At 69.5% G+C, this 24,295-nt stretch carries 21 protein-coding genes; 8 read left to right on the top strand and 13 right to left on the bottom strand.

Annotated elements, in window-relative coordinates; all coding sequences use genetic code 11:
* Positions 1 to 6: 6 nt before the first annotated feature.
* From QRN44_RS14305 to QRN44_RS14290, 4 genes are all read right to left on the bottom strand, one after another.
* Positions 7 to 1,548, bottom strand: coding sequence for an FAD-dependent oxidoreductase (locus QRN44_RS14305; protein WP_285039447.1), 1,542 nt, complete (start codon positions 1,546 to 1,548; stop codon positions 7 to 9).
* Between the two features lie 58 nt (positions 1,549 to 1,606).
* Positions 1,607 to 2,494 (bottom strand): FAD:protein FMN transferase, encoded by an 888-nt coding sequence (locus tag QRN44_RS14300; RefSeq protein ID WP_285039446.1) that lies wholly within the window; start codon positions 2,492 to 2,494, stop codon positions 1,607 to 1,609.
* Between the two features lie 20 nt (positions 2,495 to 2,514).
* Positions 2,515 to 3,042, bottom strand: a complete 528-nt coding sequence (locus QRN44_RS14295) for an FMN-binding protein (protein WP_285039445.1) — start codon at positions 3,040 to 3,042, stop codon at positions 2,515 to 2,517.
* Positions 3,043 to 3,191: 149 nt separating this feature from the next.
* The gene (locus tag QRN44_RS14290) at positions 3,192 to 4,055 is read right to left on the bottom strand and encodes an ADP-dependent NAD(P)H-hydrate dehydratase (RefSeq protein ID WP_285039444.1); all 864 of its coding nucleotides are present in this window, start codon (positions 4,053 to 4,055) and stop codon (positions 3,192 to 3,194) included.
* Between the two features lie 140 nt (positions 4,056 to 4,195).
* Between QRN44_RS14290 and QRN44_RS14285 the strand changes: the two genes are divergently transcribed.
* A complete protein-coding gene (locus QRN44_RS14285; RefSeq protein ID WP_285039443.1) occupies positions 4,196 to 5,272 on the top strand; it encodes an NADH:flavin oxidoreductase/NADH oxidase in 1,077 nt (358 codons plus the stop codon).
* Between the two features lie 75 nt (positions 5,273 to 5,347).
* On the opposite strand, the gene QRN44_RS14280 is transcribed toward QRN44_RS14285, so the two are convergent.
* From QRN44_RS14280 to QRN44_RS14270, 3 genes are all read right to left on the bottom strand, one after another.
* Positions 5,348 to 6,397 carry a hemolysin family protein gene (locus QRN44_RS14280; protein WP_064295254.1) on the bottom strand — a complete coding sequence of 350 codons (1,050 nt, stop codon included), beginning with the start codon at positions 6,395 to 6,397 and terminating at the stop codon, positions 5,348 to 5,350.
* Positions 6,394 to 7,713, bottom strand: a complete 1,320-nt coding sequence (locus QRN44_RS14275) for a hemolysin family protein (protein ID WP_064295253.1) — start codon at positions 7,711 to 7,713, stop codon at positions 6,394 to 6,396. The genes QRN44_RS14280 and QRN44_RS14275 overlap by 4 nt, the downstream gene beginning before the upstream one ends.
* Positions 7,714 to 7,862: 149 nt before the next feature.
* Positions 7,863 to 9,176 (bottom strand): MFS transporter, encoded by a 1,314-nt coding sequence (locus QRN44_RS14270; protein WP_285039460.1) that lies wholly within the window; start codon positions 9,174 to 9,176, stop codon positions 7,863 to 7,865.
* Positions 9,177 to 9,379: 203 nt separating this feature from the next.
* On the opposite strand from QRN44_RS14270, the gene QRN44_RS14265 reads away from it, so the two are divergent.
* Positions 9,380 to 10,225 (top strand): LysR substrate-binding domain-containing protein, encoded by an 846-nt coding sequence (locus QRN44_RS14265; protein ID WP_079003972.1) that lies wholly within the window; start codon positions 9,380 to 9,382, stop codon positions 10,223 to 10,225.
* 15 nt (positions 10,226 to 10,240) lie between these two features.
* On the opposite strand, the gene QRN44_RS14260 is transcribed toward QRN44_RS14265, so the two are convergent.
* Complete coding sequence (locus QRN44_RS14260; protein ID WP_285039442.1) at positions 10,241 to 10,540, bottom strand: hypothetical protein; 300 nt, start codon at positions 10,538 to 10,540, stop codon at positions 10,241 to 10,243.
* A gap of 48 nt (positions 10,541 to 10,588) precedes the next feature.
* The gene (guaB1, locus tag QRN44_RS14255) at positions 10,589 to 12,028 is read right to left on the bottom strand and encodes a GMP reductase (protein ID WP_285039441.1); all 1,440 of its coding nucleotides are present in this window, start codon (positions 12,026 to 12,028) and stop codon (positions 10,589 to 10,591) included.
* A gap of 146 nt (positions 12,029 to 12,174) precedes the next feature.
* Between guaB1 and QRN44_RS14250 the strand changes: the two genes are divergently transcribed.
* Positions 12,175 to 15,930 carry a multifunctional oxoglutarate decarboxylase/oxoglutarate dehydrogenase thiamine pyrophosphate-binding subunit/dihydrolipoyllysine-residue succinyltransferase subunit gene (locus tag QRN44_RS14250; protein ID WP_217485356.1) on the top strand — a complete coding sequence of 1,252 codons (3,756 nt, stop codon included), beginning with the start codon at positions 12,175 to 12,177 and terminating at the stop codon, positions 15,928 to 15,930.
* A 136-nt stretch (positions 15,931 to 16,066) separates the two neighbouring features.
* Complete coding sequence (locus tag QRN44_RS14245; RefSeq protein WP_121291850.1) at positions 16,067 to 17,770, top strand: cation:proton antiporter; 1,704 nt, start codon at positions 16,067 to 16,069, stop codon at positions 17,768 to 17,770.
* A gap of 16 nt (positions 17,771 to 17,786) precedes the next feature.
* On the opposite strand, the gene QRN44_RS14240 is transcribed toward QRN44_RS14245, so the two are convergent.
* Together QRN44_RS14240 and QRN44_RS14235 are read right to left on the bottom strand one after the other, a co-directional pair.
* Complete coding sequence (locus QRN44_RS14240; RefSeq protein ID WP_064295247.1) at positions 17,787 to 18,038, bottom strand: zf-HC2 domain-containing protein; 252 nt, start codon at positions 18,036 to 18,038, stop codon at positions 17,787 to 17,789.
* Positions 18,035 to 18,724 (bottom strand): sigma-70 family RNA polymerase sigma factor, encoded by a 690-nt coding sequence (locus QRN44_RS14235; RefSeq protein WP_079002798.1) that lies wholly within the window; start codon positions 18,722 to 18,724, stop codon positions 18,035 to 18,037. The genes QRN44_RS14240 and QRN44_RS14235 overlap by 4 nt, the downstream gene beginning before the upstream one ends.
* 43 nt (positions 18,725 to 18,767) lie before the next feature.
* On the opposite strand from QRN44_RS14235, the gene aroA reads away from it, so the two are divergent.
* The 3 genes from aroA to bcp are packed head-to-tail and all read left to right on the top strand — an operon-like array spanning position 18,768 to position 21,676.
* Positions 18,768 to 20,117, top strand: a complete 1,350-nt coding sequence (gene aroA / locus QRN44_RS14230; RefSeq protein WP_121291851.1) for a 3-phosphoshikimate 1-carboxyvinyltransferase — start codon at positions 18,768 to 18,770, stop codon at positions 20,115 to 20,117.
* Positions 20,118 to 20,121: 4 nt separating this feature from the next.
* Positions 20,122 to 21,183 (top strand): ribosome small subunit-dependent GTPase A, encoded by a 1,062-nt coding sequence (gene rsgA / locus QRN44_RS14225; protein ID WP_064295360.1) that lies wholly within the window; start codon positions 20,122 to 20,124, stop codon positions 21,181 to 21,183.
* 13 nt (positions 21,184 to 21,196) lie between these two features.
* Entirely contained in the window at positions 21,197 to 21,676 is a 480-nt protein-coding gene (gene bcp / locus QRN44_RS14220; RefSeq protein ID WP_121291852.1) for a thioredoxin-dependent thiol peroxidase, read from the top strand.
* Between the two features lie 38 nt (positions 21,677 to 21,714).
* Here the strand turns inward: bcp and QRN44_RS14215 are convergent, their stop codons facing one another.
* Complete coding sequence (locus QRN44_RS14215; RefSeq protein WP_153303454.1) at positions 21,715 to 22,140, bottom strand: hypothetical protein; 426 nt, start codon at positions 22,138 to 22,140, stop codon at positions 21,715 to 21,717.
* A gap of 193 nt (positions 22,141 to 22,333) precedes the next feature.
* Here QRN44_RS14215 and QRN44_RS14210 point away from each other — a divergent pair, with 193 nt between their 5' ends.
* Entirely contained in the window at positions 22,334 to 22,582 is a 249-nt protein-coding gene (locus tag QRN44_RS14210) for a WhiB family transcriptional regulator (protein WP_056012627.1), read from the top strand.
* 77 nt (positions 22,583 to 22,659) lie between these two features.
* On the opposite strand, the gene QRN44_RS14205 is transcribed toward QRN44_RS14210, so the two are convergent.
* Complete coding sequence (locus QRN44_RS14205) at positions 22,660 to 24,159, bottom strand: sensor histidine kinase (RefSeq protein WP_079002802.1); 1,500 nt, start codon at positions 24,157 to 24,159, stop codon at positions 22,660 to 22,662.
* Between the last annotated feature and the right edge of the window lie 136 nt (positions 24,160 to 24,295).

The following is a 24,295-nucleotide window of genomic DNA, read 5'->3' as shown; positions in this document are numbered from 1 at the left end:
CGCTGATCAGTACCCGCTGAAGGCGTCGGTGCGGACGTGTCCGACGCCGATCCCGCGCAGGGCGGGCTTCAGGGCCTCGATCATCGCGGGCGGCCCGGAAATGAAGACCTCACGCTCGGCCAGATCCGGGACGGCCTCGGCGAGGCGTTCGTGGTCGAGGCGCCCGGGTCCGAGGCCACGCCAGCCGTCCGGCAGCCGGACGTCGTCAGTCGGTCCCACGACGAGCACCGGTGTCCCCCAGGTCTCGAGCTCGGCCGCGTAGGCGAGCTCCTGCTCGTCTGACACGACGTAGACGAGGACGACGTCACGCTGATCGGCGCGGAGGTGCAGGCGGGACAGCTGACTGGCGAACGGGGTGATCCCGATGCCGGCGGCGATGAGCAGGATCGGCTTGCTCGCGTCCTTCGGCAGGACGAAGTCGCCCCACACGCCGGTCGCCGAGAGGCTCGCGCCGACCGGCAGCGCACTCAGCGCCCGTTTGAAGCTACTGGCCCGCTCGGGCACGCGCATCGCCACGCGGATCGTGCGGTCGTCGTCGGGTGGCGAGGAGATGCTGAAGACGCGCCTCGAGCCGCGGACGTCGGCTCCGCGGTGCGGCAACGACAGCTCGAGGTACTGGCCGGCCGCGAACGGGATCGACCGCTTCGAGCTGAACCGGTACTCGACCGCCGTCGGGGTGAGGGATCGGGTGCCTTCGAGCTTCAGACGCATCCCCCGACGACGGGCGACGACGAACGCGAGCACGTTGCCCACGATGAGCGCGAGCTCCGGGGTCGACGCCACCTGGCCGAGCATGAACGGGATGGAGAACAGCACCGCGACGATCGCCGCCTCGGCGAACTGCTGCCAGCGCCGCGGTGGAAGCGTGAGCGGCTCGGTGAGCATGAACGCTGCGAGGAAGAGGATCGGGTACGACGTGAGCGGAGCCAGCAGTGCCGGTCCCAGCTCTTGACCACCGGTGACGAGCCGGACGGTGACGAGCGCCCAGGAGAGCACGATGAAGACGAGTGCCATGGTGAGTCGCTTCGTCCGGATGAGGACGAGGCCACCGAGGATCACGACACCGGGCAGCAGCCACGGGTTGGCGACCCACCAGACCGACGGTGACACACCGGGGAGGGTGACGTAGCTCGCCAGCACGCTCATCACCAGTGCGGCGATGGCCGCCGGATTGAGGACGTGTCGACCCCGGATCGCGAGCAGGTACTTCGACGCCGAGGCGACCGTGGCGGCGAGGGCGATCCAGGCCAGTGCGGTGGGCTCGCTCGTCGGCCACAGGATGAAGAACAGCAGGAGGGAGGTGATGACGGACGACTCACTGTGCGGCTGCACCTGGAACAGCGCACCGAACAGGCGGTTCGTCAGGTAGCCGACGAGGAGCAGCGTCACCAGGGTGGCGAGGAGCTCGAGCGGCTTGTAAAACACCTGCCCGAACAGCGACAGCACGAAGGCGTAGATCGCGAGGGTGCCGAGTGACAGCGTCACGAGGCGGTACATGGTGACCCGCCCGAGGACGGTGCCGAAGAAGGAGCCGGTGCGGCCGTTCATGTGCGGTCTGCTTTCTGGGAGAAGGTGCCGTCCGGGCTCGGGCCCTGTGGCGCGTGACTCAGGTGAAGAGTTCGCCGGGGAACCCGACGGACCGGTCGGTGAGACCGGACGTGAACATGCGGACGCTCTCGAAGGTGAACGCCTCCGCCAGGGTCTCGTGATCGGTGAAGAACAGCGCGGTGGCCAGTCCGTCGGCCACCATCGCCTCCCGGGCGGTGACCCAGGTCGCCGCGACGGTCCTCGTCGGTTCGCCGGTCCGGCCGTCGATGACGTGGTGGAGGCCGTCGCCCCAGGCACGACGATTGGTGGCGGAGGCGCAGAGGGCTCCGTCGTCGATCGTCGCGACCCCGATGGCCTTGCTGGGATCGTACGGATGCTCGAGCGCGATGCGGAGCGGGTCCGACGTGCGGGACCCGTGCTCGTGACGCAGGTCGCCCGAGGCGTCGACCGTGAAGGACTCGTGGCCGTGGCTGCGGAGGAGGTCCGCGACGAGGTCGACGAGCCGCCCCTTGCCGGCCGCACCGATGTCGATCACGAGCGGAACGCTCGTCTCGAGCACCTCGCCGTCCCACCGGGCCACGTCGTCCCAGTGCGGGGCGGCCACCGCCGGGCCCTGGGGGACGAGCGAGTAGGCGGCGTCGTAGCCGAGCCGTTCGAGCGAGGTGCCGATGAACGGCGTCACGGCTCCGGCGGTGGCATCGTGCAGACGCCGGTACGTGTCGAGCAATGCGACCGCGTCCTCGCGCGCATCGTCGGGGAAGGCGGTCGAGACCGGGCCGGCGGCGAAGCGCGCGATGAACGCGTCGTCCCGGAACCTCGACCAGGTCCGGTCGAACCGGTCGATGCACGCGGCGACGGCCTCAGCGGTCTCGGGCTCGAGCGGCAGAGCCGTGTCGAGCTCCCATCCGGTGCCGATCGCCTCGAAGCGCAGTGTCGTCTCGCTCATCGTCGGTCCGGCCCCGCGCCTCAGCCCTTCGCTTCGGTCTTGATCGTGTCGATGGCCGCGTTGAAGCCGCCGCTGGTGAGCGAGGAACCGGCGACCTTGGAGACCTTGAGGCTGTCGATGTCCTTGCCGACCACCTCGGCGGCGATCCCGGAGATGAACTCCGCCTGGTAGCGCTTGCTGTTCGCGCTCTCGGCGTGCGAGACGACGTCGACCGCCGTGACCTTGTCCTCGGCGAGGGTGACGGTCACCGTGATCGACTCGGTGCCGTTCGGCGACTGGTAGCTGCCGTCCGCGGTGTAGGAGCCGTCCTGGTAGTCGGTGGCGCCCGAGCCCGCCGCGGCGTCGGTCGAGGTGGTCGCCTCAGGCGTCGCCGCACTCTCGGTGCTCGGCTGCGTGGTGGTGGTCGAGCTGCCGGCGTCGGCCGCCGAGCAACCGGCCAGGCTGCCGACGAGGGTGAGGCCGGTCAGGGCCGCGAACGTCGTCTTCTTCGCCGCCACGGACAGCCGTGGCGTGCGGACGGGAAGCTGGGTGGTGGTGGGGTTGCGCATCGTTCAATCTCCTCGGGCGATGTGTAGGCCGCGGTGCGGCGGCCGCCGCGGCGAGGTCTCCGCCGCGGTGGCACCAGTGTCCTGAGCTTCTCTATGGGCGAGCTATGAGCGTTCTGGGAGTTGTCCTTCGTCCACCGATGAACGCTCGTTCAGCGGAGGAGACCCCCGACGACACCGCGCACCGCTTCGGCCACGTCGAGCGCGGCCAGCGGGCCGTCGGCTGCGGCGGCGTCCCCGGCGGCCGCGTGCAGGAGCACCCCGCTCGCGGCGACGCTCGCCAGGCAGCCGGGGTCGGCGAGCACGCGCTCGGCGTTCGTGGCGACGAGCGCCCCGATGATCCCGGCCAGGGCGTCGCCGGTGCCGGCGGTCGCGAGCCAGGGCGATCCACCGGAGACCGTGATGGCGTCGCCGTCCGGCGCGACCACGTGGGTCGTGCCGCCCTTCAGCACCACGATGATGCCGAGGCGGGCGGCGACGTCGGCCGCGTACGACACGGGGTCGGCACGGATGTCCCCGACCTCGGCCGGGCTCCCCAGGCCGCTCAACATGGTCGCCAATTCACCGACGTGGGGGGTGGCCACGATGCGCCACGACTCGTCGACACCGAACGCCCGCTGGTGGGCACCCGCGGCGACGCGACGGAGCGACCCGGCATCGGCGACGACCGGCTCGCCCCCGTGCAGGGCTGTGTCGAGCAGGGAGCTCTCCTCGCGGGTCAGCTTGCCGGGGTCCATACCGGAGCCGATGAGCCACGCCTGCACGCGCCCCTCCGCCGTCACGATCTCGGGGCGGCGCTGCAGGACGAGGTTCGCCGGTCGGTCCGCTCCGAGGTAGCGGACCATGCCGACGCCGGTGCGGATCGCCGCCTCGACACCGATCACGGCGGCACCCGGGTAGCGGTCGGACCCGGTCACGACACCGAGGACCCCCCGGGAGTACTTGTCCGATTCGGTATCGGGCACGGCGATCCAGTCGCGTGCGTCGGCAGGGGTCCAGAGTCGCGGTTCGGCCATGCCATCACCCTAGGCCAGTCGCCGCGGCGACCCGGCTCTGAGCCGTCGATCGTCGGTCATCCCGGTGTCGGGAATCCGAGCGCGCCCGGGGACGTTGAGCCGGATGGCGACGCCCGTCGCCCCGAGACCCGAGGAGTTCCGTGCCCCAGCTGTTCGATCCGATCACCATCCGCGACCTCACCGTCCCCAACCGCCTGTGGATCGCCCCGATGTGCCAGTACAGCGTCACCGCCCGGGACGGGGTCCCGACCGACTGGCACCTCATGCACCTCGGCCAGTTCGCGGCGGGCGGCTTCGGCCTCGTCATCTCCGAGGCGGCGGCGATCGGCCCCGAGGGTCGGATCACCCCCCAGGACGCAGGCATCTGGAACGACGAACAGCGCGACGCCTGGCGACGGATCACCGCGTTCATCACCGAGCAGGGCGCCGTCCCCGGCATCCAGCTCGCGCACGCCGGCCGGAAGGCCTCCACGTTCGCCCCCTGGGGCACCGACGGGCACGGCAGCGTGCCGCTCGAGGAGGGCGGCTGGTCGACCGTCGCCCCGTCGCCCGAGGCCTTCCCGGGCTACGCCGTCCCAGAGGCCCTCGACGAGGAGGGGATCGACCGCGTCGTCGACGACTTCCGGACGGCGGCCGTCCGGTCGGTCGACGCCGGCTTCCAGGTCATCGAGCTCCACGCCGCGCACGGCTATCTGCTGCACCAGTTCCTCTCCCCGCTCGTCAACCACCGCGAGGACGGCTACGGCGGCTCGCTCGAGAACCGGGCCAAGCTCCTTCTGCGCGTCGTCGAGGCCGTGCGCGGGGTCCTCCCGGCCGGTCTGCCGTTGTTCGTCCGGTTCTCGGCCACGGACTGGGTGGACGACGGATGGGACGAGCACCAGACCGCGACCGTCGCCGCCTGGTGCGCCGAGCGAGGCGCCGACTTCTTCGACATCTCCACCGGTGGAGCCGTCGGCGGCGTCCGCATCCCGCTCTCCCCCGGATACCAGGTCCCGTTCGCGGCGCACATCGGATCGACAGGTGTCGACACGAGCGCCGTCGGGCTCATCACCGACGCCCAGCAGGCCGCGGCCATCGTCGCCGACGGGCAGGCGGAGGCGGTCATGGTCGCCCGCGAGGCGCTCCGTGATCCGCACTTCGCGTTGCGCGCCGCGACCGAGCTCGGCGTGGAGGTCGCCTGGCCGGGCCAGTACGAGCGGGCCAAGCCGCGCGTCTGAGCGCGACCCCGACACGACGACGGCCCGCACGCGAACGCGTACGGGCCGTCGTCGTGTCGGGGCTCCGGCGTCCGATCAGCGACGCCGGGTGGCGTCCTGGACCTCGCCGACGAGCTCCTCGATGATGTCCTCGAGGAAGAGGACCCCGGTGGTGGCGCCCGCTTCGTCGAACACCCGGGCGACGTGTGCTCCCGAGCGGCGCATCGTGGTCAGTGCGTCTTCGACGTCCGAATCCTCGAACACCGACACGAGCTGCCTGATGTGCTTCGCGGGCACCGGCCGCTCCTCGTCGCCACTGCCGTCGAGGTCGTCGTACCGCAGCACGTCCTTCAGGTGCAGGTAGCCGATCGGCACCGACTCGTCGTCGACGATCACGTACCGCGAGTAGCCGTACTTGGCGACGGCGCGCTCGACGTCCGAGGGGGTGGCCTCCTCCGTCAGCGTGATGAGGCTCCCGAGCGGCAGGGCCACGTCGTGGACCTTCTTCTCGGTGAACTCGAACGCCGCAACGAGCGCACCCGTCGAGTCGGTGAGCACACCCTCGCGGGTGGACTGGTCCACGATGGTCGCCACCTCGTCCAGCGTGAACGCACTCGCGGCCTCGTTCTTCGGCTCCACCCGGAACAAGCGGAGGACGGCGTTCGCGGTCGCGTTGAGGGACACGATGATCGGACGGAAGACGCGCGCCACGAAGACGAGCGGCGGAGCGAGCAGCAGGACCGCGCGATCCGGGATCGAGAAGGAGAGGTTCTTCGGGACCATCTCGCCGAAGACCACGTGCAGGTAGGAGACGAGCAGCAGCGCGATGATGAACGCCACCGTGCCGATGGTCTCCTCGGGCCAGCCGGTGAGCGCCAACGGCACCTCCAGCAGGTGGTGGATCGCCGGTTCGGAGACGTTCAGGATGAGCAGCGAGCAGACGGTGATGCCCAACTGACTCGTCGCCAACATGAGCGTGGCGTGTTCCATGGCCCACAGCGCGGTCTTGGCGCTCCGGCTCCCCTGCTCGGCGAGAGGTTCGATCTGCGACCGACGCGCGGAGATGACCGCGAACTCGGCACCGACGAAGAAGGCGTTCGCGAGCAGCAGCACCACGAGCCAGGCGATTCCTGCCCAGTCGCTCATACGTCACCACCGTCCTCCGACACGACGGGTCTCGGGGTGAATCGGATCCGATCGATCCGACGGCCGTCGAGTCGCTCGACGCGGAGCGTGCCGTCCTCGAGCTCGAGCTCGTCGCCCGAGACCGCGAGTCGCCCGAGTTCGCTCATGACGTAGCCCGCGACCGTCTCGTACGGGCCGTCCTCGGGGACGCGCACGCCGGCGCGTTCGAGGAGTTCGTCGGGACGAAGGCTGCCCGGGAAGGTCGTGGAGTCGCGTCCGCGGACCACCCCGGCACGCGAACGGTCGTGCTCGTCGGCGACCTCGCCCACGAGTTCCTCGACGAGGTCCTCGAGGGTGGTCACGCCGGCGGTGCCGCCGTACTCGTCGACCACGACGGCCATCTGGTAGCCGCGTCCGCGCAGCTGCGAGAGCAGCACGTCCAGCTTCATCGTCTCCGGGACGCGCAGCGCCGGTGACTGCAGGGCCGAGACGGGCACCTCGCCGCGGCGGTCGCGCGGGACCGCGATGGCCTGCTTCACGTGCACCACACCGGTGATGTCGTCGACGTCGGCATCGGTGACGGGGAAGCGCGAGTGGCCGGTCGACCTCGCGAGGGCGAGCACCGCCTGGGCGGGTTCGCCGCGCTGGATCGACGCGATGCGCGGCCTGGGCGTCATGACGTCCGACGCGTCGTGGCTCGAGAAGCGGAGGGTGCGGTTGAGCAGGGTAGCGGTGTCGGCCTCGAGTGTGCCCTCGAGCGCCGATCGACGCACGAGGGACGACAGCTCCTCGGCCGTCCGGGCTCCCGACAGCTCCTCCTTGGGCTCGATGCCCATCGACCGAAGCAGGCCGTTGGCGCTGCCGTTGAGGACCACGATGGCGGGCTTGAACACCCAGGTGAAGGCCGTCTGGAACGGGACGACGAACTTGGCCGTCTGTCGGGGCAACGCGAGCGCGAAGTTCTTCGGCACGAGCTCGCCGATGATCATGCTGAGCAGCGTGGCGAGGGTGATCGCGACGATCGTCGCCACGACGGCGACGACGCCCTCGGGGATCCCGATGGCGCCGAGCGGACCGGCGAGCATCGACGACAGCGCCGGCTCCATGGTGTAACCGGTGAGGAGGGTGGTCAGGGTGATCCCGAGCTGCGCGCTCGACAGGTGCGTCGACGTGATCTTGAGCGCTGCGATCGTCATCGTCAGGCGGGTCTCACCACGGTCGCGGCGGGCCTCGAGATCGGCGCGGTCGAGGTTCACGAGCGCGAACTCGGAGGCGACGAAGAAGCCCGTGCCGATGGTCAGTACGAGACCGACGCCGAGCATGATCCATTCAGACATGACGATCCCGTCCGTGCTGAGCGGTCGATGCCGGAGTGGGGGATCCGTCGCCCTGATGGGCGGTCGTCTCCCGTGATCGGGTCAGCACGGGGCTGGGATGGTGGCCGGGGGATCTGTCTGAAGGAGGGTCGTCCATTGTGCGGACGAGTCTATCGGACATCCGCGTCTGTGGACCCCGGATTTCCGGGGTTCTTCTCAGCCTCCGTCTGCCGCTGGCGATCCTCGGCCGCGCGACGCTTCCGACGCCGCATGAGGAGGAACCGTGCTCCGATGCACGCCGCGGCGAGCGCCGGGACCCCACCCGAGACGATCATGCCCACGTGTGGCCCGGCGACCTCGACGAGCCAGCCCATGAGCGGACCACCGATCGACTGCCCGCCGAGCAGCACGAGGATGTACAGCGACATCACCCGTCCGCGGATCGCCACGTTGGACGACAGCTGGACGAGCGAGTTCGCCGCCGTGATGAAGAGGAGGTTCGCGACCCCGCCCGCGACGAGCAGGAGGGCGAAGGGCAGGAGCACCGGCATCGCGCCGGCGGCCGCCTGCAGGACACCGACCGCCGCCGCCGCGACGATCACGATGCGCAGGTCCACACCCCCACGCCTCGTCGACGCGAGCGCCCCGGTCAGCGCTCCGACGGCGACGAGGGCGTTGAGGAACCCGTAGCCGCTCGCGCCGATGTCGAAGACGTCCGAGGCGTAGGCGGCGAGCAGGACCGGCAGGTTGAAGGCGAACACCGACATGAACGCGACCATGATGACCGTCCACCGGATGGCCGGTTTCCGCATGGCGTAGCCGAGCCCCTCCTTGAGCTGGCCCTTCGCCTTCGCGACGACCGGGGTCGGAACGAGTTCCGAGACGCGCATGAGCGCCAGGGTGAGCACGACGCCGGAACAGGCGAGGGCGTTGATCGCGAAGGACCACCCGGAACCGACGGCGGTGATGAGGACACCGCCGACGGCCGGACCGACGAGCTGCCCGAGCTGGAAGACGGCGGAGTTGAGGCTGATGGCGTTCCGCAGCCTGGCCGGTCCCACGAGTTCGTTCACGAACACCTGTCTGGCCGGGTTGTCGACGACCGTGACGAGCCCGAGCATGAAGGCGATGACGTAGATGTGCCACACCTCGACCGCGCCGCTGAGCGTCAGGATCGACAGCGCGACCGCGAGGACGGCGGCGAGCGACTGCGTGATCATGAGCAGCACGCGCTTCGAGTAGCGGTCCGCGATCACGCCGCCGAGCAGTCCGAACAGCAGCATGGGCGCGAACTGCATCGCGACCGTGATCCCGACGGCGGCGACGCTGCCGGAGAGCTCGAGGACGAGCCAGTCCTGCGCGATGCGCTGCATTCCGATCGCGGTCGTCGCGACGATGTGTCCGATCGTGAAGAGTCGGAAGTTCGGGACGCGGAGCGAGGAGAAGGTGTCCCGCCAGGCGGGGCGCTCCCCCACGATCGGCATGGGGGCGGTGGGCGGCGGCGGAGCGACGGCGGTGTCGGATGGAGGGGTCACGGAGAGAGCCAGCGTTTCGTATGTCGAGTGCGTGTCGTATGGGTGGAGCCGCGGAGGCCGTCGGCTCCCGTCCACGCTATTGCCGACGCGGCCATTTCCGAGCAGGATGATCCCTATCAGTCCTATTCGATTCCTGAATGATCGGCTCACGCATGTTCGACCCCGCCCTGCTGCGCACCTTCCTGGCCGTCGCCGAGACGAAGAACTTCACGCGTGCCGCCGCGCAGCTCGGGTTGAGCCAGCCGACGGTCAGTCAGCAGATCCGACGGCTCGAGGAGGCCGCCGGCCGATGGCTCGTCGTCCGGGACACGAGGGCGGTCCGCCTGACCGACAACGGTGATGCGATGGCCGGGTTCGCGCGGACCATCCTCGCTGCACACGCCTCGGCGGAGAGCTACTTCACCGGCTCGGCGATGAGCGGTCGCCTCCGTTTCGGGGCCGCCGACGACCTCGCGATGACCCAGCTCCCCCGGATCCTGCGCCACTTCCGTCAGGGTCACCCGCAGCTGAACCTCGAACTCACGGTGAACCAGAGCGGGCCGCTGTACCGCCGGCTGAAGGCGGGCGCCCTCGACCTCATCTTCATCAAGATGCACCCCGGCCAGAACGAGGGCAAGCTCGTACGGACCGACTCGATGGTCTGGGTCGGTCTCGAGAAGACCACGATCGAGCCGGGCCAGCCCGTCCCCCTCATCGCCTACCAGGATCCGAGTCTCTCCCGGCAGCTGGCGATCGACGCCCTGGAGGCCGCCGGGCGCACCTGGCGGATCACCTGCAGTACACGGGAGGTGAACGGCGTCCTCGCAGCGGTGCGGGCCGGACTCGGCGTCGCGGTCTTCCCACGCAGCCTGATCCCGAGCGACCTCGTCATGCTGAGCAACCGGCTGGAACTCCCGACCCTGGGCGGCGTCGACTTCACCCTGCTCGCGAACCCGTTGGCGGCCGCCGGCCCGGTGGAGGCGCTCTCCTCGGCCATCATGGACCGGTCGCTCGCCTGAGCGAGCCCACGGCGGTCAGGCGTCGACGGACTCCGACGCCTCGGCGAACGGCGCCGGGATGAGGTAGGTCTCGCGGACCTCGGCCGATTCGTGCGGGCCGCTGCCGTCGGGCGCGATGAAGGGTTCGTCGAACTCGACGATCCACGTCGTCAGCTGTTCGGTCCACACCGAGACGAACGCCGCGGCGCGCTGGCGGCCGGGCGCGACGATGACCCCGGAGGCACGCTCCCCCGTCGAGGGATCGGATGCCGGGTCCACGAGCACGAGGACCTGCATGCCGACACCGAACCCGCGCGTCCCACCGTTCACCGCCATGGGCCCATCATCCCACCGCGGTCGTGCGTGCCGCACCAGTGCCCCGGCTCACCAGGAGACGGGCAGCGCCTTTCCCTCCTCGTACCCGGCGGCCGACTGGACGCCGACGATGGCGCGCTCGTGGAAGCCGGGGACCGAGTCGGCACCCGCGTAGGTGAACGACGAGCGCACACCGGCGGTGATCATGTCCAGGAGGTCCTCGACCGAGGGCCGGAGCGGGTCGATCGTGATGCGGGAGGACGAGATGCCCTCGGCGAAGAGCGTCTTCCGCGCCAGTTCGAAGGGATCGAGTCGACCGAAGCGCTCGTGCACGGCCTTCGTCGACGCCATGCCCCAGCTCTCCTTGTAGAGCGACCCGTCGGCGGCGCGCTGCAGCTCACCGGGGGCTTCGATCGTGCCGGCGAACCAGGAACCGATCATGACCGAGGACGCACCGGCCGCGAGGGCGAGGGCGACGTCGCGGGGGTAGCGGACGCCACCGTCCGCCCAGACCTTCGCGCCGAGTGCGCGGGCGGTCGCGGCCGTCTCGAGCACGGCCGAGAACTGCGGACGTCCGACCGCCGTCATCATCCGCGTGGTGCACATCGCACCGGGGCCGACACCGACCTTGAGGATGTCTGCACCGGCGTCGACGAGGTCCTGCACCGCGACGGCGGACACGACGTTGCCGGCGACGATCGGGAGGCCCAGACCGAGCGCTTTGACGGCCGCGATCGCCCGGAGCATGCCCTCCTGGTGCCCGTGGGCGGTGTCGATCACGAGGACGTCCACCCCGGCGGCGGCGAGCGCCTGCGCCTTGACGGCGACGTCACCGTTGATGCCGATCGCCGCGGCGACCCGCAGTCGGCCCGACGCGTCGAGCGCCGGCGTGTAGATGGTCGACCGGAGCGCGCTCGTCCGGCTGAGGGTGCCGACGACGGCGCCGTGGTGCAGCACGGGCGCGAACTCGAGGTCGGCGGCGACCATGAGGTCGAACGCGGCCCGGCCACCGGTCACGTCGTCGGCGTCGATCGAGGCGAGCGATCCGCGAGCGAGGTCGCCGAGCCGAGCGTCTGGCAGCGCCGTGGCGAGCCGTGCGGCCGGGATGCAGCCGGCGAAGGCGTCGCGCTCGTCGTGGAGCACGATGCCGTGACCGGCGACCGCGGGGATCAGGCGCAGGGCGTCGGCCGCGGTCTGATCGGCGCGCATGATCAGCGGGGTGTCGAAGGCGACCGGCTGCTCCTTGACCCAGCGGATCGCCGCGTCGAGCTCCTGGAGCGGCATGTCCTGCGGCAGGACACCGAGTCCGCCGCGCCGCGCCAGGGCCGCCGCGAGGCGTGGCCCGGTGACGGAGTTCATGTTGGCGGAGACGATCGGGATCGTGGCGCCGGTGCCGTCGTCCGGAGCCAGGTCGACGTCGAGTCGACTCGTGATCCCGGAGCGGCTCGGGACGAGGAACACGTCCGAGTACGTCAGGTCGTGGCTGGGGATCTCACCGATGAACCGCATGAGAACACCGTATCCCGAGCGGCGTCCGAGCCGCACCGACGACGGAATGGGTTTAGGCTTGATGACTGGATCGTGCGGGCATGTTCCCTGCCTGCAAACAGTGAGAATTCAACGGAGAGAGTGGGCGATCGACGGTGTCGAGCCAGATGACCGGAGTGGGCGCCGATGACGGCGCAACGAACGAATTCGGAGCCAATGAATGGCTCGTCGACGAGATGTACGAGCAGTACCTCGTCGACAAGGATTCCGTGGACCGCTCCTGGTGGCCGATCCTCGAGCACTATCGGCCGGTGAACGGCGCAGCCCAGGGGACGACGGGCGGCCAGTCGGACGACGGTGCGGCGTCCGTCGGCACCACGGCGCCGGCCCCCGCCCCTGCGGCGGCCGAGGACGCGGCCCGGGTCAACCCGCCGACGGCCCCGATCCAGGTCATCGGCGCGCAGCCGGTCGCCCGCACCACCTCGGTGCAGGCGAAGCCGGCCCCGATCCCGGCCGACGCCCCGATGACGAGCCCGAACCAGGTCCAGCAGCCGAAGAGCGACCAGACCGAACCCGCTCCGGAGGACGTCGACAAGGTCACCGTGCTGAAGGGCATGGCCAAGTCGCTCGCCACCAACATGGACGCGAGCCTGACGGTCCCGACCGCGACGAGCGTGCGCACCATCCCGGCGAAGCTGATGATCGACAACCGCATCGTCATCAACAACCACCTGAAGCGCGCCAGAGGCGGCAAGGTCAGCTTCACCCACCTCATCGGCTGGGCCCTCATCCAGGCGTTGAAGGACTTCCCGAGCCAGAACGTCTACTACGAGGAGACCGACGGCAAGCCCACGGTCGTCGCCCCGGCGCACATCAACCTCGGCATCGCCATCGACCTCCCGAAGCCCGACGGCTCCCGCGCCCTCATGGTGCCGGGCATCAAGCGCGCCGACACCCTCACCTTCAACGAGTACCTCTCGGCGTACGAGGACCTCGTGACCCGCGCCCGCAAGGGCAAGCTCACCGGAGCCGACTTCCAGGGCGTCACGATCTCGCTCACGAACCCCGGTGGCATCGGGACCGTGCACTCGGTCCCCCGCCTCATGAAAGGCCAGGGCTGCATCATCGGCGCCGGTGCCCTCGAGTACCCGGCCGAGTTCCAGGGCGCCTCCGAGCGCACGCTCAACGAGCTGGCGATCGGCAAGACGATCACGCTCACGAGCACCTACGACCACCGCGTCATCCAGGGTGCCGGCTCGGGCGAGTTCCTCAAGGTCGTCCACGAGCTGCTCATCGGCAGCCGCAGCTTCTACCAGGACATCTTCGCCGCGCTCCGCATCCCGTACGACCCGATCCACTGGTCGCCCGACATCAGCGTCGACCTCGCCGACGCCGTCGACAAGACCGCCCGCGTCCAGGAGCTCATCAACGCGTTCCGCGTCCGCGGCCACCTCATGGCCGACATCGACCCGCTGGAGTACGTGCAGCGCTCGCACCCCGACCTCGAGATCGAGACCCACGGCCTGACCTTCTGGGACCTCGACCGCGAGTTCGTCACGGGCGCCTTCGGCTCGGCCCGCACGGCCAAGCTGCGCGACATCCTCGGCGTCCTCCGCGACTCGTACTGCCGCACCACGGGCATCGAGTACATGCACATCCAGGACCCCGCGCAGCGCAAGTGGATCCAGAGCAAGGTCGAGCGCAAGTACGAGAAGCCGACGCACGACGAGCAGATGCGCATCCTCGGCAAGCTCAACGAGGCCGAGGCGTTCGAGACCTTCCTGCAGACGAAGTACGTCGGCCAGAAGCGCTTCAGCCTCGAGGGCGGCGAGTCCACCATCGCCCTCCTCGACACCATCCTCCAGGGTGCGTCGCAGGCCCAGCTCGACGAGGTCGCGATCGGTATGGCCCACCGCGGCCGCCTCAACGTCCTCACGAACATCGCCGGTAAGACGTACGGTCAGATCTTCCGCGAGTTCGAGGGCACGCAGGACCCGGCGAGCCACGGTTCCGGCGACGTGAAGTACCACCTCGGCACCGAGGGCACCTTCAAGGCCGAGGACGGCCGCGAGATCCCGGTCTACCTGGCCGCGAACCCCTCGCACCTCGAGGCCGTCAACGGCGTGCTCGAGGGCATCGTCCGCGCGAAGCAGGACCGCGGACCGATCGGCGCGTTCGGCACCCTCCCGATCCTCATCCACGGCGACGCGGCGATGGCCGGTCAGGGCGTCGTCCTCGAGACGATGCAGCTGTCCCAGCTCCGTGGCTATCGCACGGGCGGCACGGTCCACGTCGTCATCAACAACCAGGTCGGGTTCACGACGCCTCCTGGCGAGGGCCGCTCCTCCATTTACAACACCGACGTCGCGAAGACCATCCAGGCGCCGATCTTCCACGTGAACGGCGACGACCCCGAGGCCGTCGTGCGGGTCGCGGAGCTCGCCTTCGAGTACCGCCAGGAGTTCAAGCGCGACGTCGTCATCGACCTCGTGTGCTACCGCCGACGCGGCCACAACGAGGGCGACGACCCGTCGATGACGCAGCCGCTCATGTACAGCCTCATCGAGGCGAAGCGCTCCGTGCGCAAGCTGTACACCGAGGCGCTCGTCGGCCGTGGCGACATCACCGAGGAGGAGTACGAGGCCGCCCACCGCGACTTCCAGGACCGCCTCGAACGCGCCTTCATGGAGACGCACGCCGAGCAGACCTCGCCGACGCCGATCCCGACCGAGGTCCTCGACGAGGACGGCTACTCCGGCGAACTCGAGACGACCGGCGTCTCCGAGGGCGTCGTGCAGCTCATCGGCGACGCGTTCAACAACAAGCCCGCCGGGTTCACCGTGCACCCGAAGGTGCAGCAGCTCCTCGAGAAGCGTCTCGACATGAGCCGCAACGGCAACATCGACTGGGGCTTCGGAGAACTGCTCGCGCTCGGATCGGTGCTCATCGAGGGCACCCCGGTACGGATGTCCGGACAGGACTCCCGCCGCGGCACCTTCGTGCAGCGCCACGCCGTCCTCCACGACCGGGTCAACGGCCAGGAGTGGCTGCCGCTCGCGAACCTCAGCGACAACCAGGCCCGCTTCTGGATCTACGACTCGCTCCTCAGCGAGTACGCGGTCATGGGCTTCGAGTACGGCTACTCGGTCGAACGCGCCGACGCGCTCGTGCTGTGGGAGGCGCAGTTCGGCGACTTCACCAACGGCGCGCAGACGATCATCGACGAGTTCATCTCCTCCGCCGAGCAGAAGTGGTCGCAGCGGTCGAGTGTCACGCTCCTCCTCCCCCACGGCTACGAGGGCCAGGGGCCCGACCACTCGTCCGCGCGGATCGAGCGGTTCCTGCAGCTCTGCGCCGAGGACAACATGACCGTCGCACGGCCGTCGACCCCCGCGTCGTACTTCCACCTGCTGCGTCGCCAGGCGTACGCCCGCCCGCGTCGGCCGCTCGTCGTCTTCACCCCGAAGGCGATGCTGCGTCTGCGTGGCGCGACCAGCCCGGTGGCGGACTTCACCTCGGGCCGCTTCGAGCCGGTGATCGACGACGCACGGATCACCGACAAGGCCGCGGTCAAGCGGGTGCTCCTGCACTCCGGGAAGATCCACTACGACCTCCTGAGCGAGCTGCAGAAGCAGCCGAACGACGAGATCGCCCTCGTCCGCGTCGAGCAGTTCTACCCGGTCCCGGTGGCCGAGCTGAACGCCGTGGTCGCGCAGTACCCGAACGCCGAACTGGTGTGGGTGCAGGACGAGCCGGAGAACCAGGGCGCGTGGCCGTTCATCTGCCTGGAGGCCGCCAAGCACCTCGAGGGTCGGACGATCCGCAACGTGTCCCGCAGCGCGTCCGCCTCCCCCGCCACGGGTTCGGCGAAGCGTCACGCCGCCGAGCAGGCGGAGCTCCTCCGCACCGCGTTGGCGCTATGACCCCAGCCGCACGACCGACGACCGCCCGTTCCGACGGGCGGTCGTCGTCGTCTGCCTCGTCCTCTGAGCGCGGGTGGTCAGCACGGCGACAGCGATCCGTGAGTAGGCGGTGAGCCGCCGCCAATAGGCTGACGCCATGGACTTCGCATTCCTCGCCGTCGTCGCGGTGGTGACCATCGTCGCGGTGGCCCGCTTCGCGAACAAGCTGCGCGTGGCGGCGCCGCTCATCCTCGTCCTGGTCGGGCTCGCCCTCAGCTATCTGCCGTTCGTGCCGGACGTCGAGGTCAAGCCGGAGTGGATCCTCGCCGGCGTGCTGCCACCGCTCCTCTATTCCGCCGCGGTCAACGTGCCCCTGGTCGACTTCCGCCGCAATCTCAAAGCGATCTCCGGACTCTCGGTCGTCCTCGTCGTGGTGTCGTCGGTCCTCATCGGCTGGATCCTGTCGACGATCCTCCCCGACCTGAGCCTGGCCGCCGGCATCGCCCTCGGTGCCGTCGTCAGTCCGACCGACGCGGTCGCCGCGACCTCCATCGGTAAGCGGCTGGGCATGCCGTCGCGACTCGTGAGCGTCCTCGAGGGCGAGAGCCTCGTGAACGACGCCTCGGCCCTGGTCCTCCTGCGCTCCGCCATCGCCGCGACCGCCGGCACGGTCTCGCTGTGGGGTGTCCTGGGCGACTTCGCCTATGCCGTGGCGCTCGCGATCGCGATCGGGATCGTCGTCGGGTTCATCACGGTCCGGATCCGGTCCCGCCTCGGCGACCCGGTCCTCACGACGGTCATCTCCTTCGCCGTGCCGTTCATCGCGTATCTGCCCGCCGAGCACTTCCACGCTTCGGGCGTCCTGTCGGTCGTCGTCGCCGGACTCTACACCGGGCATCAGAGCGCGAAGTACTTCACCGCCCAGGACCGCATCAGCGAGCGCATCAACTGGCGGACGACGCAGTTCCTCCTCGAGAACGGGGTGTTCCTGCTCATGGGCCTCGAGCTCGAGGCCATCGTCTCGCAGGTGGAGCAGGACGACCTCGGCATCTGGTCGTCGATCGGCCTGGGGTTGCTGACCGCCAGCACCCTCATCGTCGTCCGCATCGTGTTCGTCGGCGTCCTCGTCTGGTCGTTGCGACGCGACGAACGGGAGGCTCTCGCCCGGCGCCCGAGGCTGGCGGAGGTCTCAGCACGTCTCGAGGAGCATCCGACGGAGAACGCGCGCTCAGCCAAGCGCAAGGCCGCCTTCTCGAGGTCGATCGCCCGGCGGAGCGCCGACCTGGACTTCCTGCAACGCGAGGGACTCGGGTGGCGCGGCGGCGCGGTGCTCGCCTGGGCGGGTATGCGTGGGGTCGTCACGATCGCGGCCGCGCAGTCGTTGCCGCTCGACACCCCGTATCGGGCGGAGCTGGTCCTCATCGCGTTCACGGTCGCGATCGTCACCCTGCTGCTCCAGGGCGGTTCCCTCCCGCTCGTCATCCGCCTGTCCCGGGTCGGCGGGACGGACGAGCAGGCCGCGATGGCGGAACTGGCCGGTCTCGTCGAGGAGATCTCGACCGTCGGTGTGGCCGCCCTCGACGACCCGCAGCTGCGCACGGACGGTGGCGAGCCGTTCGACACCGCGGTCGTCGACCGGGTGCGTACGAGCAGCCTCATCCGCGTCGAGTCGGCGGCGGAACGCACCGATGCCGGCGTGGGTCCCCACGAGCAGTTCCGTCAGCTGCGACGCCGGGTGCTCGACGCCGAACGCGACGCGCTCCTCGATGCGCGGGCGACCGGCAGCTACTCCTCCGAGGTGCTGGCGAAGGCGCAGCGGATGCTGGACGTCGAGGAGTCACGCCTCGACGGTGCCGGCTGATGCCGTCGGTCGGCCGTCAGGCGCTCTCGTGGGTGGCCTGGGTGGCCCGCAGCGACGCGAGGACCTGGTTCTTCAGGTCTTCGGGTGCCGTCTCCTTGCACGCCCGCTGCACGGCCTCGGTGAGGGTCTGGGCGACGAGCGCCTCGTTCTGACACTCCGGGCAGTTCGCGAGGTGCTCGCGGATGTCGGCGGCCTCCGTCTTGCACACCTCGTGACGGAGGTACTCCTCCAGGTCTCGCTTGGCCTTGTCGCAGCCGCAGTCGCTCATTTCTTGCTCCCCTGCTTCGTCACGGTGAACCCCCGGGACGAGGCGTAATCGGCCAACAGGTCGCGGAGGAGTCGTCGGCCACGGTGCAGACGACTCATCACGGTCCCGATGGGCGTTTTCATGATGTCGGCGATCTCCTGGTAGGCGAAGCCCTCCACGTCGGCGAGGTACACCGCGAGGCGGAAGTCCTCCGGGATGGCCTGCAACGCGTTCTTCACGTCGCTGTCCGGCAGGTGATCGATCGCTTCGGCCTCGGCGGAGCGGCTGGAGGTGGCGCTGATCGACTCGGCACCGCCCAACTGCCAGTCCTCGAGGTCGTCGATGGTGCCCTGGTACGGCTCGCGCTGCTTCTTCCGATACGTGTTGATGTACGTGTTCGTGAGGATCCGGTAGAGCCACGCCTTGAGGTTGGTGCCCTGTTCGAACTGCGCGAACGCGGCGAAGGCCTTCACGAACGTCTCCTGGACGAGGTCCTGAGCGTCCGACGGGTTCTTCGTCATGCGCATGGCAGCGCCGTACAACTGGTCGATGAACGGCAGTGCCTGTGCTTCGAACAGTGATCGGGGGTCCGGCTCGGCCGGAAGGGCTTCTGGGTCGACGGAGGTCATCACCGGCCAGTCTACGGCCAGCGCCAGACGGCCGTGATCGGCCTCCGTCACCGGTCGTTCCAGTACCGCTGTGGACATCCGCTCCTCCTTCTGCTCTCGACCCCGACTACTGTTGGAACCAATGTTGACCAATCCGTATTCCGCACCAGATTTCGACGTGTACGGCGATGCCGAACCCGAGCACGACGACGCAGCCTGGCCGGCGCCCGTCGCGGGCGGTCCGGTCGATGCGACCGTCTCGCTTCCGGGCTCGAAGTCGCTCACGAACCGCGAGCTCGTCCTGGCCGCTCTGGCCGACGGGCCCTCCCTCCTGCGCGCCCCGCTCCACTCGATGGACAGCACCAACATGGTCGAGGCGCTGCGCGCACTCGGAACCACCATCGTCGAGCGACCGGCGTCGGGCGCTTTCGGCAAGGACTGGCTCGTCACGCCGGGCGAGCTGTTCGGCAGCACGACCGTCGAGTGCGGGCTCGCCGGCACCGTCATGCGGTTCGTCCCACCGCTGGCCGCCCTCGCCCTCGGGCCGACCGTGTTCGACGCCGACCCCTCGGCCAGGAACCGGCCGATGGCCACCATGATCGGCTCGCTCCAGGCGCTCGGCGTCGACATCAGCGACGACGGCCGAAAGGCGCTCCCCTTCACGGTGCACGGCACGGGCACGGTGAAGGGTGGCAAGCTCACGATCGACGCGTCGTCGTCGAGCCAGTTCGTGTCCGGCCTCCTGCTGGCCGCAGCCCGCTTCGAGCAGGGCCTCCACCTCGTCCACGAGGGCGATCGTCTGCCGAGCCTGCCGCACATCGAGATGACCATCGCGGCCCTCGCGGCCCGCGGGGTCGCCGTGGAACAGCCCTCCGTCGGTGAGTGGGTCGTCGCCCCCGGCACGATCGCCGCGCTCGACGTCGACCTCGAGCCCGACCTCTCCAACGCCGCACCGTTCCTCGCCGCGGCGCTCGTCACCGGCGGAAGCGTCACGCTCCGCGGCTGGCCCACCTCCACCACCCAGGTCGGTGCCGACCTGGCGGACCTCCTGCCCCGCTTCGGCGCGACGGTCACCCTGGACGGCGACCGCCTCACCGTCACCGGCGGCGAGCGGATCACCGCGGTCGACCTCGACCTGACCACCGGCGGTGAGCTCGCGCCCGCCCTCACCGCCCTCGCGGCACTCGCCGACGGACCGTCGACCATCACGGGCATCGGGCACATCCGTCACCACGAGACCGACCGCCTCGCGGCCCTCGCGACGGAGATTAACAAGCTGGGTGGCGCCGTCACGGAGCTCCCGGACGGTCTCCGCATCGAGCCGCGCCCCCTCCACGGCGGCGAGTGGTCGAGCTACCACGACCACCGCATGGCGACCACGGGAGCGATCCTCGGTCTCGTCGTGCCCGGGGTCACCATCGAGAACGTCGCCACGACCGCGAAGACGCTGCCGCAGTTCACCGAACTGTGGCATGCGATGGTCGGGGGCTGAATCGATGAGCTGGTGGGACGACGGCGTCGACGACGACGAACCGGAACTCGACGAGTCGAGCATCAGGATGCGGCCGAACCCGAAGGCGAACCGCCCACGGACGAAGACGCGGCCCGAGCACCTCGATGCACTGACCGCCCGCGTCCTCGCGGTCGACCGCGGTCGCTACACCGTGCTCCTCGACGAAGGCACGCCCGAGGAGCGCGTCCTGACGTCGACTCGCGCTCGTGAACTCCGCAAGCAGGCCATCGTGACCGGCGACCGGGTTGACGTCGTCGGCGACACCTCGGGCGCCGAGGGCACGCTGTCGCGCATCGTGCGGATCGTGCCGCGCACGACGCTGCTCCGCCGCAGCGGCGACGACACCGACGCCATGGAGCGCGTCGTCGTCGCCAACGCCGACCAGATGCTCATCGTCGTGGCTGCGGCGAACCCCGAACCACGGGCCCGACTCGTCGACCGCTACCTCGTCGCCGCCTACGATGCGGGGATCACCCCGATCCTCTGCATCACGAAGACGGACCTCCAGGACCCCGACGAGTTCCTCGCGAACTTCGCCGGGCTCGGCCTGCGGGTGTTCCGCAGCCGGGAGGACGACGTCCCTCTCGCAGAGATCACCGAAGCCCTCATCGGTCACGACACGGTCTTCGTCGGCCACTCGGGCGTCGGCAAGTCCACCCTCGTCAACGCCCTCGTCCCGACCGCTGAGCGCGCCACGGGGCATGTGAACGTCGTCACCGGTCGTGGCCGCCACACCTCCTCGTCGACCGTCTCGTTGCGCATCGAGGCGCCCGGAGGATCCGGGTGGGTCATCGACACCCCGGGCGTCCGCTCGTTCGGTCTCGGACATGTCGACACCGCCAACATCCTGAAGTCGTTCACCGACCTCGCGGAGATCGCGCTCGAGTGCCCACGCGGCTGCACCCATCTGCCCGACGCCCCCGACTGCGCGATCATCGAGGCCGTCGCAGAGGGGCGGCTCGGGGAGAACGGCCCGGCACGCCTCGACTCGCTCCAGCGGCTGCTGGGGACCTTCGCCACGATCAAAGCCGACCAGTACTCCTGACTAGGCTTGGGGTATGCCTGAACCCCTCCGTCTCTCCGCCGGCGACCCGGCCCCCACGTTCACCCTCACCGACCAGGACGGCACCAGCGTGTCCTTGTCGGACTTCGCCGGACGACGGGTGATCCTCTACTTCTACCCCGCCGCGATGACACCCGGCTGCACCACCCAGGCGTGCGACTTCCGCGACAACCTCGCATCGCTCAGCGGTGCCGGGTACGTGGTGCTCGGCGTCTCGAAGGACTCCGTCGAGAAGCTCAAGGCCTTCCAGGAGGAGGACGGGCTCACGTTCCCGCTCCTCAGCGACCCGGAGTTGACGGTCCACCAGGCGTACGGAGCCTACGGCGAGAAGAACTCCTACGGACGCATCGTCACGGGAGTCCTCCGCTCGACGTTCGTCATCGACGAGACGGGCACCCTCACCCTCGCCCGGTACAACGTCAAGGCCACCGGCCACGTGAAGAGCCTCCGCAAGGCCCTCGGCCTCGACGCCTGACGCGTCGCGGCTGGACCATCACGACCGACACGTCGCGCTCAGATCTCGCGTCGGGTCACGGCGGCGACCGCCGGCGTGAACAGGAGCCCGAGGACGGCCAGCGACGGCAACAGCAGGAACCACCCGATCGCGGGTTGCGCGAAGACCCCCTGGAACGCGCCGACGGCGACCGCGATCTGCACGAGCTGCCAGGTGACCGCTCCCCCGCGGATCCAGCTCCGTCCGCGGATCGCGCCGAGGGCGAGCGCCGTGACGAACGCCGTGGCGATGAGCAGGATCACGAAGATCGCCAGTGCGCTCGTGAACGAGGCCGGCGTCGCCGCGACCAGCTCGAAGAGGAACCAGGCCGAGAGCCCGATCATGAGCAACGCCTCGGCGACGAGCAGGACGATGAAGGCCAGCACCGCCGGATGACGACGCTCCTCCGGGTTCGGAGCGGAAGTGGCGTTTCGATCGGTACTCACAGGGTTCACCCAAACTTGGCTATTGATTTGCTCTTACCGATATGAAACCATGTTTGAGGCCGACATGAGGTCCACGAGGGTGTGGACAGATCCCGAATCCCGGACGATCATCCCCCTCGCATTTCGGCTTTCGCTTCCCGATACCCCTCACTCGGTTGAAGAAATCTCACCATGCAATAAAAGGAGCTCCCCTATGGATTGGCGCGATAAAGCTGCCTGCCTGACCGTCGACCCGGAATTGTTCTTCCCGGTCGGGAACACCGGTCCGGCGGTCGATCAGATCGACAAGGCGAAGGCCGTGTGCGCCACCTGCAGTGTCACGGAGCTGTGCCTCCAGTACGCGCTCGAGACCGGCCAGGACTCCGGCGTGTGGGGCGGCCTCAGCGAGGACGAGCGTCGCGCTCTCAAGCGTCGCGCGGCCCGCGCCCGCCGCGCCTCCTAACCCCAGACGAGAACCCCGGGTGCCGAACGGCCCCGGGGTTCTCGCATGCCCGCGGCCGTTCACGAGGCACCAGGACCTCAGCTCTTGGCGACCCAGCGCATCGGGATCGCGATCGTGACCTCGGTGCCGCTCCCCATGAGCGTGTGCCAGTCGATCGTCCCGCCCAGTTCCCCCTGGATGAGCGTCCGCACGATCTGCGTGCCGAGACCGGACCCGACCTTCCCCTCCGGGAGCCCTACGCCGTTGTCGCGGACCTGCACGCTCAGCAGCTCGTCCGTGCGGTCGGCCGTGATCTCCACGTCGCCGTCGCGGCCGTTCAAGCCGTGCTCCACCGCGTTGGTGACGAGTTCGGTGAGCGCGAGGGCGAGTGGCGTCGCGTACTCGCTCGGGAGCACGCCGAACGAGCCGGAGGACTTCGGGCGGACCGTGGTGTTGTGGGAGCTCGCCACTTCGGCGATGAGCAGGAGCACGCGCTCGAAGACCTCGTCGAAGTCGACGTTCTGGTTGAGCCCCTCGGACAGCGTGTCGTGCACGACCGCGATGGCGGCCACGCGCCGCATGGCCTGCGTGAGGGCGTCGTGGGCGTCCTCCGAGTGCGTCCGCCTGGCCTGGATCCGCAGGAGCGACGCGACCGTCTGGAGGTTGTTCTTCACCCGGTGGTGGATCTCGCGGATCGTCGCGTCCTTCGTGATGAGTTCCTGCTCCTGGTGACGCAGTTCGCTGACGTCGCGGCAGAGCACGATCGCGCCGACCCGCTCGCCGCGGCTCCGCAACGGGATCGCCCGGAGGGAGACCGTCACACCCTTGTCCTCGATGTCGGTCCGCCACGGCGCCCGACCGGTGACGACGAGTGGCAGCGACTCGTCGACGGTGACGGTCCCCGTCCCGGAGAGCAGATGGGTCGTGACGTCCGCGAGCGACTCGCCCTCGAGTTCCTCGGCGAAGCCGATCCGGTTGAAGGCCGAGAGCGCGTTGGGGCTGGCGAAGGTGACGGTGCCGTCGACATCGAGCCGGATCAGGCCGTCGCTCGCGCGCGGTGCGCCACGGCGTGGTCCGGTCGGCGCACCGAGATCCGGGAAGTCGCCGACCGCGATCATCTCGAACAGGTCGCTCGCGCAGTCGTTGAAGGTGAGTTCCTGGCGGCTGGGCGTGCGAGCCTCACCGAGATTGGTGTGGCGGGTGATGACCGCGATCGGTCCGTCGGCATTGGTCGTCTCGGTCGGAGATATCCGCCGGGCGACGGGTACGGCACGAACCCTGGTCGGGGTCTCCTCGTACCAGTCCGGTGCGGACGACTCGATGATCCGTCCACTCTCGAAACAGTCGGTGACCTGCTTGCGCCATTCCTGCTTGATGGATTGTCCGACGAAGTCGCGATAGAAGAGTGTCGCGGCACTCGACGGACGCGAATGCGCGACTGCGATGAAACTGCCGGAATCGGTCGGTACCCAGATGACGATATCGGCGAACGCCAGATCCGCGAGGAGTTGGCTGTCAGCGAGCAGCATGTGCAGCCACTCCACGTCGGCCGCACTGGAGCGGCCCTGGGCGAGAACGAGATCACTGAGCGTCGACACGATGCCAGTCTAGGCTCGGCTGGCCTGCACCGAGTGCGCCGGGCGTCCCCTGACGACCGCTGATCGGGCAGGCACGGAACGACGACGGCGCTCAGCGGCCCGCCTGGGGCCGCTGAGCGCCGTCGATCGGACGTGA

Origin of the sequence: Plantibacter sp. lyk4-40-MEA-4 (genome assembly GCF_030209415.1) — a bacterium.
Lineage (GTDB): Bacteria > Actinomycetota > Actinomycetes > Actinomycetales > Microbacteriaceae > Plantibacter > Plantibacter flavus_A.
Note: the sequence above shows the minus strand (reverse complement) of the source record. Positions and strands in the feature narration are given on the sequence as shown.